General features: G+C 67.3%; 18 protein-coding genes. 2 read left to right on the top strand and 16 right to left on the bottom strand.

The window, feature by feature from the left end; all coding sequences use genetic code 11:
• Positions 1-8 precede the first annotated feature (8 nt).
• From cysE to ACG10_RS24705, 6 genes are all read right to left on the bottom strand, one after another.
• Complete coding sequence (gene cysE, locus ACG10_RS00770; RefSeq protein WP_089166749.1) at positions 9-803, bottom strand: serine O-acetyltransferase; 795 nt, start codon at positions 801-803, stop codon at positions 9-11.
• Positions 800-1,954: a homocitrate synthase gene (gene nifV / locus ACG10_RS00765; RefSeq protein ID WP_089166748.1), complete on the bottom strand. Its 1,155-nt coding sequence runs from the start codon at positions 1,952-1,954 to the stop codon at positions 800-802. Before nifV ends, cysE begins: the two co-directional genes overlap by 4 nt.
• Positions 1,955-2,029: 75 nt before the next feature.
• Entirely contained in the window at positions 2,030-3,238 is a 1,209-nt protein-coding gene (gene nifS, locus ACG10_RS00760; RefSeq protein WP_089166747.1) for a cysteine desulfurase NifS, read from the bottom strand.
• A gap of 1 nt (position 3,239) precedes the next feature.
• Positions 3,240-4,181, bottom strand: a complete 942-nt coding sequence (nifU, locus tag ACG10_RS00755; protein WP_089166746.1) for a Fe-S cluster assembly protein NifU — start codon at positions 4,179-4,181, stop codon at positions 3,240-3,242.
• 64 nt (positions 4,182-4,245) lie between these two features.
• Positions 4,246-4,569: a HesB/IscA family protein gene (locus tag ACG10_RS00750; protein WP_039800873.1), complete on the bottom strand. Its 324-nt coding sequence runs from the start codon at positions 4,567-4,569 to the stop codon at positions 4,246-4,248.
• Between the two features lie 241 nt (positions 4,570-4,810).
• Positions 4,811-5,575, bottom strand: a complete 765-nt coding sequence (locus ACG10_RS24705) for a hypothetical protein (protein WP_089166745.1) — start codon at positions 5,573-5,575, stop codon at positions 4,811-4,813.
• Between the two features lie 377 nt (positions 5,576-5,952).
• Between ACG10_RS24705 and modC the strand changes: the two genes are divergently transcribed.
• Positions 5,953-7,029 carry a molybdenum ABC transporter ATP-binding protein gene (gene modC / locus ACG10_RS00740; RefSeq protein WP_089166744.1) on the top strand — a complete coding sequence of 359 codons (1,077 nt, stop codon included), beginning with the start codon at positions 5,953-5,955 and terminating at the stop codon, positions 7,027-7,029.
• Between the two features lie 180 nt (positions 7,030-7,209).
• Complete coding sequence (locus ACG10_RS00735) at positions 7,210-7,428, top strand: Nif11-like leader peptide family natural product precursor (RefSeq protein WP_039800865.1); 219 nt, start codon at positions 7,210-7,212, stop codon at positions 7,426-7,428.
• A gap of 43 nt (positions 7,429-7,471) precedes the next feature.
• On the opposite strand, the gene ACG10_RS00730 is transcribed toward ACG10_RS00735, so the two are convergent.
• The 10 genes from ACG10_RS00730 to nifN all read right to left on the bottom strand — a co-directional run bounded on the left by ACG10_RS00730 (position 7,472) and on the right by nifN (position 13,036).
• A complete protein-coding gene (locus ACG10_RS00730) occupies positions 7,472-7,903 on the bottom strand; it encodes a hypothetical protein (protein ID WP_232487159.1) in 432 nt (143 codons plus the stop codon).
• Positions 7,900-8,658 carry a DUF364 domain-containing protein gene (locus tag ACG10_RS00725; protein ID WP_198318990.1) on the bottom strand — a complete coding sequence of 253 codons (759 nt, stop codon included), beginning with the start codon at positions 8,656-8,658 and terminating at the stop codon, positions 7,900-7,902. Before ACG10_RS00725 ends, ACG10_RS00730 begins: the two co-directional genes overlap by 4 nt.
• Positions 8,655-9,032, bottom strand: a complete 378-nt coding sequence (locus ACG10_RS00720; protein ID WP_039800862.1) for a hypothetical protein — start codon at positions 9,030-9,032, stop codon at positions 8,655-8,657. The genes ACG10_RS00725 and ACG10_RS00720 overlap by 4 nt, the downstream gene beginning before the upstream one ends.
• Positions 9,029-9,529, bottom strand: coding sequence for a hypothetical protein (locus ACG10_RS00715; RefSeq protein WP_039800859.1), 501 nt, complete (start codon positions 9,527-9,529; stop codon positions 9,029-9,031). The genes ACG10_RS00720 and ACG10_RS00715 overlap by 4 nt, the downstream gene beginning before the upstream one ends.
• Before the next feature lie 5 nt (positions 9,530-9,534).
• Positions 9,535-9,858, bottom strand: a complete 324-nt coding sequence (locus ACG10_RS00710; RefSeq protein ID WP_039800856.1) for a 2Fe-2S ferredoxin — start codon at positions 9,856-9,858, stop codon at positions 9,535-9,537.
• Positions 9,859-9,870: 12 nt separating this feature from the next.
• Positions 9,871-10,161, bottom strand: coding sequence for a ferredoxin III, nif-specific (gene fdxB, locus ACG10_RS00705; RefSeq protein ID WP_039800853.1), 291 nt, complete (start codon positions 10,159-10,161; stop codon positions 9,871-9,873).
• Positions 10,162-10,440: 279 nt separating this feature from the next.
• The gene (locus tag ACG10_RS00700; protein WP_089166742.1) at positions 10,441-10,650 is read right to left on the bottom strand and encodes a CCE_0567 family metalloprotein; all 210 of its coding nucleotides are present in this window, start codon (positions 10,648-10,650) and stop codon (positions 10,441-10,443) included.
• A 15-nt stretch (positions 10,651-10,665) separates the two neighbouring features.
• Entirely contained in the window at positions 10,666-11,148 is a 483-nt protein-coding gene (locus tag ACG10_RS00695) for a NifX-associated nitrogen fixation protein (RefSeq protein ID WP_089166741.1), read from the bottom strand.
• Positions 11,149-11,179: 31 nt separating this feature from the next.
• Positions 11,180-11,656 (bottom strand): NifB/NifX family molybdenum-iron cluster-binding protein, encoded by a 477-nt coding sequence (locus ACG10_RS00690; RefSeq protein WP_039800848.1) that lies wholly within the window; start codon positions 11,654-11,656, stop codon positions 11,180-11,182.
• Between the two features lie 3 nt (positions 11,657-11,659).
• Positions 11,660-13,036 (bottom strand): nitrogenase iron-molybdenum cofactor biosynthesis protein NifN, encoded by a 1,377-nt coding sequence (gene nifN, locus ACG10_RS00685; RefSeq protein WP_089166740.1) that lies wholly within the window; start codon positions 13,034-13,036, stop codon positions 11,660-11,662.
• Positions 13,037-13,039: the final 3 nt, after the last annotated feature.

Here is a 13,039-nt window from a genome sequence, read left to right as displayed (position 1 = left end):
CCTGCCGCTCACTCGATCACCGGCGTGGGCGCGGCCCGCCGGCGGCCGGCCGGCTGGACCAGGGCGCCGGCACCGCCGGCGCAATCGCTTTCGCAGATGCTGTTGTCGGGATTGCAGCCCTCGTAGAGCTGCTGCTGGCTGCCGGTGGCGACCAGCCCGCCCGCCTCGACCCTCTTCTCCAGCGAGTCGATGCGCTCCAGCAGGCAGGCGATCGCCTTGCCGACCGGGTCGGGAATCAGATGGTGATCGAGGTCGATGCCGTAGGGGTTGAGCTGGCCGGCCTCGCGCAGCTTGACCACCTTGCCGGGAATGCCGACCACCGTGCAGCCCTCGGGCACATCCTGGACCACCACCGAGTTGGCGCCGACCCGGGCATTGGCGCCGATGGTGATCGGGCCGAGGATCTTCGCCCCGGCGCCGACCAGCACACCGTCGCCCAGGGTCGGATGACGCTTGCCCTTGCGCCAGCTGGTGCCGCCCAGGGTGACGCCGTGGTAGAGAGTCACGTCCCGGCCGATCTCGGCGGTCTCGCCGATCACCACGCAGGCGCCGTGGTCGATGAAGAAGCGCGAACCGATGACGGCCCCGGGATGGATGTCGACGTTGCTCACCAGGCGCGCGCCGAACGACAGCAGCCGGGCGAGGTAACGCCATTCGGCGCGCCACAGACGATGGGCGAGCCGGTAGAGCATGATCGCGTGCACGCCCGGATAGGTGGTCAGCACCTCGAAGGTGGTGCGTGCCGCCGGATCGCGCTCGAACACGCAGCGGATGTCTTCACGCCATTGCGCAAGCAGGCTCATGCCATTCCTCCTGCCGCCAGTTCGGCAGTCCCCTGCTCGCACAGCTGGCGATAGAAGTCCTCCAGCTCGGCAGCCTGCGGGCTGCGCTTGGTGCAGGTGGAGAAGGCGCGGATGCGGCCGAGCAGTGCCTGGCTCTGCCAGTCGGCCAGCTCGATGCCCAGCTCGCGGTAGCTGTTGCGCACCATGTGCGCGCCGGAATGCTTGCCCAGCACCAGGCTGTGGCTGCGGCCGAGCTCGTCGGGATTCAGTCCCTCGTAGTTGCGCCGGTGCTTGAGCAGCCCGTCGACGTGGATGCCGGCCTCGTGGGTGAACACCCCGGCGCCGACCACGCTCTTCTGCCAGGCTACCTGACGCCCCGAGGCCCGCTCGACCAGTGCCGAGATGGCCGGGATGCCGCGGGTGTCGATGCCGGTGTCGATGCCGTGGAGGTTCTTGAGCGCCAGCACGCACTCCTCCAGCGCGGCGTTGCCGGCGCGCTCGCCGAGCCCGTTGACCGTGGTGTTGATGTGGGTCGCCCCGCCCATCACCGCCGCCAGGGTGTTGGCGGTGGCCAGCCCGAAGTCGTCGTGGGCGTGCACTTCCAGCTCCACGTCCAGGCGCTGGCGGAGGAAACGGAAGCGGTCGAGCATGCCGAACGGCTCCATCACCCCGACGGTATCGGCGAAGCGCAGGCGGCGGGCGCCGGCGGCCTGCGCCACCGCCCCCACCCGCACGATGAAGTCCTGATCCGCCCGCGAGGCGTCCTCGCAGCCCAGGCACACCTCGAGCCCGGCCATACGCGCCTCGCTGACCAGCCGGGCGACCTCGCCCAGTGCCCAGTCGCGATCACGATTGAGCTTGTGGCGCAGCATCAGGTCGGAGACCGGCAGCGACAGGTCGACCATGCTCACCCCGGTGGAGCGCGCGGCCTGCAGATCGAAGTCGCACAGCCGGCACCAGGCCAGCAGCTGCGACGGCAGGCCGAGGCCGGCGATGGCACGCATCACCTCGCGCTCCTCCTCGCCCATGCTGGGAATGCCGATCTCCAGCTCCGGCACGCCCAGCTCGGCGAGCGCGCGCGCGATGGCGATCTTCTCGTCGGCATTGAAGGCGACCCCGGCACTCTGCTCGCCGTCACGCAGGGTGGTGTCGTCGATGATCACGCTAGCCATGGCTTTCTCCAACAACTCGGGCGGGGCTCCCCGCGGGGCGGTTTCCTGCGGGATGCGCTCCCGCAGGGCGGCGGCTCAGCCGTAGACCGGCGCGAAGGCCTTGCCCGGATCTTCCACCGGACCGTTGCCGCTCCAGTAGGGCGACAGCTTGCGCAGCTGGGCCACGATCGGCGGCACCTCGCGGATCACCCGGTCGATCTCCTCCTCGGTGGTGTAGCGCGACAGGGAGAAACGCACGGTGCCGTGGGCGGCGGTGTAGGGAATGTCCATGGCGCGCATCACGTGGGAGGGCTCCAGGGAGCCGGAGGTGCAGGCCGAGCCGCTGGAGGCGGCGATGCCGACCTTGTTCAGCAGCAGCAGGATGGCCTCGCCCTCGATGTACTCGAACGCGATGTTGGCGGTGTTGGGCAGGCGGTTGTCCGGGTCGCCGGTGACGAAGGCGTGGGGCACGACGGCGAGGATGCCGGCCTCCAGCTTGTCACGCAGGCGCTTGACCTCGGTGTTCTCGTGCTCCATGAAGGCCAGCGCGCGCTCGGCGGCCACGCCCATGGCGATGATCGAGGCGGCGTTCTCGGTGCCGGCCCGGCGGCCGCGCTCCTGGTGGCCGCCGCGCAGCAGCGGACGGAAGCGGGTGCCGCGGCGCAGGTAGAGCACGCCGACGCCCTTGGGCGCATGCAGCTTGTGGCCCGACAGCGAGAGCATGTGGATCGACGAGTTCTTCAGGTCGATCGGCAGCTTGCCGACGGCCTGCACGGCGTCGGTGTGGAACATGATGCCGGCCTCGTCGGCCATGCGTGCCATTTCCTCGACCGGGAACAGGGTGCCGGTCTCGTTGTTGGCCCACATCACCGACACCACGGCGACGTCGTCGCTCAGCAGGCTGGCGTAGTGGTCCAGATCCAGGCGGCCCTTCTTGTCCACCGGCAGCTTGTGCACGGTGTAGCCCTCGCTGGCGAGGTAGTCGCACAGGCTCAGCACTGCCGGGTGCTCGACCACGGTGGTGATCACGGTCTTGCGCTCGGGCTGGGCCTTGAGCGCCGAGAGGATCGCGGTGGAGTCCGACTCGGTGCCGCAGGAGGTGAAGATGATTTCCGAGTCGTGCTCGGCGCCGAGCAGCGCCTGCACGCTCTGCCGCGCCTTCTTCAGCGCCAGGCCGACCTGGTTGCCGAAGCTGTGCAGCGACGAGGGGTTGCCGAACTGCTCGGTGAAGAACGGCAGCATGGCCTGGACGACTTCTTCGTCCACCCGGGTGGTGGCGTTGTTGTCGAGATAGACGTCAGCCATGTCAGACCTCCATCTGCGCGTGGGCCGCGGCGCTGACCGGGATCACCTTGACGAATTCGCCGAGCTCCTCGATCAGGCGCTGCTGGATGCCGCCGAGGGTCATGGAGGCCATCTGGCAGCCGGTGCAGGCGCCGGTGAGCTTGACGTAGATGTTCTTGCCGTCGACATCGATCAGCTCGACATCACCCTTGTCGCGCTGCAGGGTCGGACGGATCGCCGCCAGCACGGTTTCGATGCGGCGGATGCGCTGCAGGTTGCTCAGCTTCGGCGGTGCCGGCGGAGCCTCCTCGGCCACCGGAGCGGGAGCCGGCTCGGGGGCGAGAACCTTGACCTTCTTCTTGGCCTTGGTCGGCGCAGCGACGAAGACCTCGCCACGGGCGGCCAGTTCCTCGCTCAGCACGCGCTCGATGCCCTCATGACAGGCCGAGCAGCCGCCGCCGGCCTTGGTGTAGTTGGTCACGTCCTCGACGGTGGACAGCTTGTTGGCGCGAATGGTGTCGCGGACCATCACCTCGTCGATGGCGAAGCACTTGCAGATCAGTGCGCCTTCCTCGTGGTCGTCCTCGAGCTCTTCGCCACGGTAGTTGGCCACGGCGGCCTGCAGGGCTTCGCGGCCCATCACCGAGCAGTGCATCTTCTCCGGCGGCAGGCCGTCGAGGAAATCGGCGATGTCCTGGTTGCTGATCTTCAGCGCATCGTCCAGGGTCAGCCCCTTGACCATCTCGGTCAGTGCCGAGGAGGAGGCGATGGCGGAGCCACAGCCGAAGGTCTGGAAGCCGGCATCCAGGATCACGTCGGTTTCCGGATCCACCTTCAGGGTCAGACGCAGCGCGTCACCGCAGCTCAGCGATCCGACGTCGCCGATGGCGTTGGCGCCTTCCACGGCTCCGGCATTCTTGGGGTTGTAAAAATGCTCTTTGACTTTTTCCGAATAATCCCACATGTCGGCTTCATCTCCCGGTGAGTCTTTGGGGGCCGGCCCAGCCGGCGACCTCAGGGTTGCCTAATCAGCAAGCAAAAGACTTGCCACAACCACAGCTGTTGCTGGCATTCGGATTGACGAAGGTGAAACCGCTACCTTCCATGCTTTCCACAAAGTCCATGGTCACGCCATTGAGCAGAGGGGCGCTGGCATCGTCGACCAGCAGGGTGATGCCGTCGCAGTCGATCAGCTGATCGCCTTCGGCACCGGCCTCCTCCAGCTTCAGGCTGTATTTCAGACCGGAGCAGCCGCCACCCTCGACCCGGATGCGCAAACCGGCGACCGGCTTGCCAGTGCTGCTGATGAAGCGGGTAACCGCGCTCTTGGCGCTCTCTGTCAGGGTAATCATCGGCTTGTCTCCTCAAAACTTGGCGGTTGCATGCTCAACCTGTCGCAGTTCATCGCTGCAACCGGCATGCCACGCCGCACGGATAAAATTTATATTTATAAATCAATAGCTTATCTTTTGACCCACTAGCCTTTGGCTGTAGCGAACAATACCTGTGGCAATGAATGTCTGATTTCCGACAAGGCTTGTCGGTCTGTCCCGCCGCGGCCCGCCCGACAGCCCGCGGCGCTCCTCGGAGCGCTCAGTCGCCGGCCAGGGCCGCCTCGCTGAAATAGGGGTTGCGATGCAGCTGCGCTGCCCCATAACGGACCACCAGGCAACCGTTGCGCTCCACCCGCTCGGCCGCACCGAGCAGGCCCTGCTGGCGGATCAGCACGTCGCCCTTGCGCAGCGCCAGGAGGCGCATGGCCTGGCCGCCCGGCTGCTCCTGGGCGCGCGCCCGCTGCAAACGCACCTCGAGCTGGCGCCAGCGCTCCAGACTCGCACCCTCCTCGTGCATCCGCTGCAGCTGGCTGGCCAGCGCCGGATTGCCGGCGAGCAGCCGGCGCAGCGAGCGGCGGCTGTCCAGGTGGCTGCCCGGCTGAACCTTGAGCCCGGCCTCGAGGGGAATCGGCCGCAGGGCGATCAGTACACTCAGATGAGGCGCACTGCCCGCCCAGGCATTGCAGGCGAGCAGCCCCGGCGTACCGCCGTCCAGGGCATCGATGCCGAGCAGGTAGCTTCTCTCGCCGGCCAGCATGTTCAGCGGCGCGAGCAGCCGCTCGTGCAGCACCAGACCGAGAATGCCGGCTGCCTGCAGATGAAAGGCGCCGCGCTGGGGCTGCGCCTGCGGATGGGCCTGGCGCTGCCCGCGGGCCGGCTCGCAGCGCAGGCGGTAGGCCGCCACCGCGGCGGCGTGACGGTCGACCAGGCTTTCGGGGAGACAGCCGCGCAGCAGGACGAAGCCGTCGCGGGCGAAGGCGAAGCTGTCGATCGGCGGTGCGATGGCGGAGCGTGCTTCCAGCATGACCCTGGACCTCCTGCGGCAATGGCATGACGGCTCGACACCGGACAGGCCGGGCACGGACCGCATGCGTTATATATTTTTATATATCGATAACAACTGACAAACCTGAGTGCAAGGACTTTGCCAATACGTTAAATTACGAAAATTCAGCGGGTTGCGCTGTCTCCCGGCGTGTCTGGTTATACACAAAACTACACATATAAACCGGCCTTGTGCCCTAGCCGACAAGCCCTCCGGGAAACCCGCGCCAGCAGGATTGCGAGGGGCGGCAGGCGCCTCCCCGGTCGCCAGCGGCGCTCCGCCCGACCCCTTCGCGCCCCTCTGCGAGCAGCCTGCTTCCCTTACCTTTTCCGCCCCCTGGGCACGGGAGACTTCAGATGCCAGAACAGGGCCTAGACGCGCAGCTGCGCCTGCAGCAGGGCACCTTCCAGCTCGACGCCCGCCTGCAACTGCCGGGCGACGGCATCAGCGTGCTGCTCGGCCGCTCCGGCAGCGGCAAGAGCATCCTGCTGCGCGCCATCGCCGGGCTGGAACGGGCCGAAGGCTTCCTGCGCGTCGGCGGACAGCTCTGGCAGGAAGGCGCCCATTTCCGCCCCAGCCACCTGCGCCCGCTGGGCTACGTCAGCCAGAGCGGCGAGCTGCTCCCGCACCTGGACGTGCGGGCCAACCTCGAGTTCGGCTACCGGCGCGTACCCCGCGCCCGGCGCCGCCTCGGCCTCGACGAGGTGGTCGCCCTGTTCGGCCTGGAGACGCTGCTCGGCCAGCACGCCGCGCAGCTTCCCAACGGCCAGCGCCAGCGCGTCGCCATCGCCCGCGCGCTGCTGACCAGCCCCGACCTGCTGCTGCTCGACGCGCCGCTGGCCGGCCTGGATCGCCACAGCCGGGCGGAAATCCTCCCGCTCCTCGAACAGCTGCGCGAGCGGCTGCAGATCCCGCTGCTCTACGTCACCGATCGGCAGGACGAAGTCACCCGCCTGGCCGACCACCTGGTGCTGCTGGACAAGGGACAGACGCTCGCCAGCGGTCCGCCGGAGCGGCTGCTGAGCGATCCGCGCCTGCCGCTCGGCCACCCCGACGAAACCGCAGTGGTGCTCATCGGCCAGGTGGAAAGCCATGACCCCCATTACCAGCTGAGCCGCATCCGGGTGCCCGGCGGCACCCTCCGCGTCGCTCTCAGCCGTCTGCCGCCGGGCGCGGAGACGCGGGTGCGCATCTTCGCCCGGGACGTGAGCCTCTCCCTCGAGCCGCCGCACAACAGCAGCATTCTCAACACCCTTGAGACACGCATCATCGACCTGTTCCACGAGCACGACTCGGCGCGGGTCATGGTGCGCCTGAACCTAGGCAGCGCCTGCATCCTCGCTCGGATCACCCGCCTGTCGGCCGACCGGCTGGAGCTGGCGCCGGAGCGGCGGGTGTATGCGCAGATCAAGTCGGTGGCGCTGATGGAGTGAGCAAAAATCTGTCGCGATTGCGCCAAGGCGCCTTGGCGATTGTCGCCAACACGACAACCACCCCAGAGCAAATCATTGATTCACAAGGATTATTTATTGCAGGCACTGTGGTTGCATAAGGCCAACACCCCCGGATCCGACGACCCGGGATTTCTGCAACCATTGAAAAGAGAAACCTGCATGTCCATCAAGGAAATCAAGGCCTTCGCCGAGAAGGCCAAAGCGGACCCGGCCCTCGCCGAAAAACTGAAAACCTGCGAAAAAGTCCGCGACATCCTCGCCCTGATCAAGGAATCCGGCTTCAGCGTCATCGAGGATGCGCTATATCCGCCGAACGAGCCGCAGTTCAGCAAGGACCAGCTGTCGCCGAAGATGGCCAAGGCCCTGCTGCCTGCCTGAGTCCTTCCGCCGGGGCATCACGCCCCGGCACCCGTTCCGGCGATCAGCCGAAACCGATCAGCACCTCGTAGATCCGCCGCAGCAGTTCGCGGTCGAGCCAGGGCATGCCGATGCTCTGCGGCAGCTCGATCCAGCGGGTGCCGGGCGGCGCCGGAGGGAGCTCGTGCCCGGACAGGGCCGCCAGATAGACCGGCAGAATCTGCCCCGGCACCTCCATGTTCAGCTGGAACTCGCCGACCAGCTCCAGCTGCCAGTCGAGCGCCATCGCCTCCTGCAGGCTGCGCAGCGCGCTGGCCGGATGGCACTGCACCGGCGCCTCCTGCGCCTCGGCGATCACCGCCAGCCTGGGCAGGGCCTGCGGCAGCACCACGCCGCCCTCGGTCGGAATCAGAAAGCGCAGCCGCGCGCTCACCGGATGCTTGTGGCAGAGCAGGATCCGCCACGCCAAATCTTCAGGGGTTTGTTGTTCGTTCATGAGTCCAGACCCAACAGGGCATATTCCACCGGCCCGGCGAACAGCCGGGTACCGCCTCCTTCGGCGACCACCTGACGCGCGGCCCGGGCATCCTGTACCCGTACGCCCGCCAGGTAGTTCACCCCGAACCGTCGCCAGTCGTAGATCCACGGCAGACTCGGCCCCATCAGCACTACCTGGGCGTGCGACGACAGCTCCAGCAGGCGCGGCAGGGTCTTGTTGGCCAGGCTGCTGGCGGTGATGAACACCCAGTCGGCTTCCGGAAGCAGCTGCTCGACAGCCGTATCAGGCAGGTCGCCGTCCTGCGGTTCGCGCTCGAAGCAGCGGTACGGCAGTTCCTGCCAGAGCTGCGCGAGCCCCGGATAGTGGCCGATCACCGCGACCTTCTGCCCGTCCAGACGCGGCCGGAAGTGCTCGAACACGCTCAGGTTGCCGGGCGCCTCGCCGCGCAGCGGCTGGGCCTGGCGCAGACAGGGCGAGGCGCGGTTGATCACGGCATTGAGCACCGCCAGCCCCACGGCCGACTCGGCAGTGTTCCAGGACCGCAGCCAGGGGTACAAGCGCTCGCAGGCCTGGCCGCCCAGGGTGCCGGCCCAGCTCAGGGTGCGCGGCACCTGGCGCGGGCCGAAGGCGAAGCCGAGGCTGTCACCGACTTCCGCCAGGGTCCAGCTGAGACCGAGGCAGACCCGCTCGACGGGTTCTTCGCGGGCAACGCCGCTGGCATGCTCCAGCAGCCAGTCGTACAGGCCGTTCATGAGTCGAGCGCCGGCAGCAGGCGGAGCTCGCTCTTCAGCGCCCCGCGATAGCCCCACGCGGTAGCCGCCTCGATAACCCATGCGGGCTTGCACGGGTGCGGCAGCAGCACGTCGAACTCGGCAAAGGCCTGGCCATCGCCATGGATCAGCACGCTGCCCAGATAGCCGTTGCCCGGCGTGCGCCATTCGGCATACAGGGACTGGCTGTGGTCGTAGGCGTCCTCGCGCAGCTCGACGCGGGTATGCGGCGTGCCGGACACTGCCAGGCCCTGGTCGAGTCCGGCGGCGCGCAGGCTGTCGGCCAGCGCCTGCCAGATTTCCGCAAACAGCGGCCGGGCATCTTCCAGGCGCTTTTCAAGCATCGCATCGGTCACGCGGCATCCTCCTCGAAGGAACGGGCGATGTGCAGGAAGGCGCCCCCGCCGATCTCGTCGCCGGGGTCGAGCTCCAACAGTTTTTCCAGCACCTGCCGAGCCATCGCCACCTTGGCGCGGCGCAGGCGGATCACCCCCAGCGCCTTGAGGCTGAACAGGTACAGCCGCTCGGCGCCCTGGCGCCGACTCCAGTCGGCACTGCCCGGGTGCAGGCGGCGGTAGTTGCGGTCGAAGCCGGCCACCCCGGCGGCGGCACGCAGCGCCGCCCAGACGGCCGCCTCGGCCTCTTCGTAGCGTCTGCTGACGAAGTAGAATTTGTACAGGCCGATGTGCGCGTCCGGCTCCTCCGGCCAGCGCCGGCGCGCCTCGAGCAACAGCGCCTCGACGGCATCGGGGGTCCCGGCGCAGAGGGCGTTGTTGAGCAGGTAGCGCAGCGGCTGGGGCGAGCTGTCGGAAAAGAACGCGCGCTCGCCGGCGAACAGCAGCACATCGGCCATGTCGGTTACCAGATCTCGGCAGGGGTGAGCTTGTCCGCGTAGGGCTCGCCACCCAGCAGATGCTGCTCGACGATGATCGCGGCGTCGGCAGGCTCCACCCAGCTGTACATGACCGCACCAGGGTAGATCAGCACGTTGGCGCCGGCCTGGCACGGGCCGAGGCAGCCGGTGGTGGTCAGGGCGATGCGATTGGTCAGGTTCTTCTGGATCAGCACCTGGGCGAAGGCGTTGTAGACCGGCTCGGCGCCCTTGGCGCCGCAGCTGCCGCGCGGATGCCCGGCGGGACGGTTCTGACCGCAGATGAAGATGTGGAACTCAGGCTTGGCCATGCTCTCGTCTCCTCAAGCCGCTGCGGCTTCGTGGGTGTGGCACTGCTTGGGGCAGACCTTGGCGCACGAGGTGCAGCCGATGCAGTCCTGGCCATCCTTGACGGCCATGACCATCATTTCGTCGTCGTCGTCATGATCGTCGTCGGCTTCCATGAGATCGGCGCGGTCGACCAGCTCGAACACATCGCGCGGACAGACCTTGTAGCAGCGACCGCAGCCGATGCAGGTCTGCGGATTCAGTGCGGTAACAAACTGCGGAACCCACTCGGCGCCGCCACGGGTACGCCCGGTAATCATAGCCATCTACTTTCTCCTGCCCGCCCCTTCACGGTGGCGGAGGCCAAACGGTTGTCGAAATCGATAAAGGCGGTTCGAAGGCCCGCTCTCAATGCTGTTGTGCGTTGCCGCCCGGGCTTGGCCGGGCACCGCCCGGCTTCGTGGGCACGGGCGGCAGCTGCCCGCCGCCAGGGCGGGCGCAAGGATTCGGGCGGTGAAGCCCTGGTGTAGAGGACGCAGGCCTCGTGAGCCCTGGTCCGGGCACGCCAGCAAGGCGTGCCGTGCTGCGGCCAAGCCGCCGCCCGGCTAGGCGGCGCCGGTCGCGTCGAGACGCGCCTTGGCTTCGGCCCACTCCAGACAGGCCTGGTGGGCCTGCCTGGCCAGTTCCGGCAGCGAGTCGTAGTCGTTGAACAGGCGATCCTCGACCAGGTCGTGGATCTGCGAGGCCCACTCGGTCGCGATGCGCTTCTTCTGGCTGACCTCTTTCTTCAAGGCCTTGATGTCTTCTTCGGTCATCGGGGTTCTCTCGAATCAGAGCTCGGCGACGGTACGGTGCTCGTTGACCAGCGCGGTTGCCTTGCCCAGCTGCTTGTTGGCCTCGGTGATCAGCGCCTCGAGGGAGTCGAACCCGAAGCGGTGAACGTCACGCAGAACCTTGTCCAGGGCAACCAGCTTGCCGACCAGGATCAGGGCGCGGCCGAAACCTTCGTGGGTGATGTTGATCACCGGCACGGCGAGCAGGCCGGTCTCGCGCTCGATCAGCTGGGCGAGGGCGTTGTAGTAGGCCTTGACCCGGGAAATGGTGGTCTCGTCCGGATCGCCGACCACCGGGATGGCCTTGCGGCGCTCCTTGGTCAGCACCAGCGGATCGAGCACGCGGGCATCGCTCCAGGTGTCGTAGGTGCCATAGCTGTCCATGGAGCGCAGCTGGATCACCATCTGGCGGATGAGAGGATCTTGCAGGGACTTGTCGTCTTCCTGCACCACGGGTTCTTGTTGGTCTTCGTAGTACATGTACGCTTCCTCGCTGAAAAAATGATCGGACCTACTCGTCCCAGCCTTCGGCGGCCATGGCGTCGAAACGCTTCATGTCGGGACCGCGGGTGCGCTGGATGGCCTTGGCCAGCCAGGCCGACGGGCCTTCGCGCAGCTCGGCCTGGAGGGTTTCGATGAGCTCGGCGATGCGCGCGCCTTCGGCCACCTTGACCGGCTGCACGCCGATGGCCATCAGCTGGCGCACCGCCGAGGCGCCGCAGGCGCGGCAGTACACCGCGACGCAGCCGTCGAGCAGCTCGATCTTGCTGACCAGCTTATCCTCGTTGCCGTCCTGCTCCAGCTCGCCGAACTCGACGACCGAGAGCAGCTGGGAACGCTCGGGATTGACCCCGTAGAGGACGAAGGAGCGCGACGAGCCGAAATGCTGGTCGACCAGTTCACGATCGGACGAGGCGAAGGCGACCTTCAGCAGGGTGCCGTCGTCCTCACCATCCAGTACCTGCAATTGTCGGGTCGGGCTGGACATTGCTCAGTGCCTCCATTGCGGCTGTTCGGTTGCGGGTTTCTGCGCATAGATCGAGTGATGGGGCGGGATACCCTGGTGGTTTTCGACCAGCAGGTTGGCCATGTCGAACAGGGCCTGGGTGGTGCCGCGATAGCCGCACCAGCAACGCTGGAAGCCGCCGATCAGGTCGTACTGCGGGAAGCCGACACGCAGCAGCGGCACGCCCAGACGCTTGGCCGGCTGCAGCGCATGGCTGTTGCCCAGCACCAGCTCGGCACCCTCGGCGCGCGCGCTGTTTTCCAGGTCTTCCAGATCACCGATCTGGATGGCGGCCAGCGGCGAGTCTTCCAGCGCCGGGGCACGAGCCGGCACCACCGCCGTCACGGTGCGCGAGCCGACGCTGCGCAGCAGGCGGTCGTAGGCCAGCAGCAGGTCGGGGTCGGCGGCGATGGCCACCCGGCTGTCACCCAGCATGAAATGGGTATCCAGCATGGCGTCCTGCAGTTGCTGACGCTGGCGCTGCAGACGCGGCGGCACCGGGTTGCCGCTCAGGTTCGACAGCGTGACCAGCCACTGGTCCACGGCTTCCAGCCCCATCAGCAGGCCGAAGCGATGATCCGGCACCCCGGTGCGCTCCTTCAGCAGGTCGGCGGCCGGGAACAGGCTCTCGCCCACCACCAGGGTGGCGATACTCTGGTTGCAGCTCTTCAGCTCGTCCACGGTCAGGCCGCCCGTGGTCAGCGAGTTGAGGCGCGACTCCTCCAGGTGGCCGTCCAGCGAGCCGGACAGGTCCGGGATCAACACCGGACGCAGGCCGAAGCCCTCGATGCTCTCGCTGATGAACTCCAGGTCACCGGGAGTCAGGCTGGAGGAGCACAGCACGTTGACCTGGCGCTGACGCTGGCCGACCTTGCTGCGGTCTTCCGGCACCAGGGTGTCGATGATCGCCGTCACCGTGAGGGCGTAGCCGCTCTCGAAGCTGCCGGAGAAGTCCGGGGTGTTGACGGTCACCACCGGCACGTTGTCGAACTGCGGGAACTTGCTGCGGAACTCGTGCAGCGCCGAGTGCAGGTCGCAGCCCTGGGTTTCCGACAGGCCGGTGGTGACCAGGCCGATCAGGCCGGGCTGGTTCTTTTCGCTGATGACCTTCAGCGCTTCGACGACGTTGTCGTCGGCGCCCATGATCGAGGTCACCTGATCCATCGCGGTGGTCTGCAGCGGGATCGGCTCGCGGAAGTGACGGACGAAGAACACCTTGGCAAAGGCGGTGCAGCCCTGGGAACCATGCATGAGAGGCATGCTGCGTGCCATGCCGAGGATGGCGAGCACGCCACCCATGGTCTGGCTGGCCTTCAGCGGACTGACGGCCAGCGCCTTCTTGCGATTGATGATCTCGGCCATGTC

Origin of the sequence: Azotobacter chroococcum, from assembly GCF_002220155.1 — a bacterium.
Lineage (GTDB): Bacteria > Pseudomonadota > Gammaproteobacteria > Pseudomonadales > Pseudomonadaceae > Azotobacter > Azotobacter chroococcum.
The sequence above is the reverse complement of the archived record's forward strand: the minus strand, read 5'-3'. Positions and strand labels throughout refer to the sequence as shown.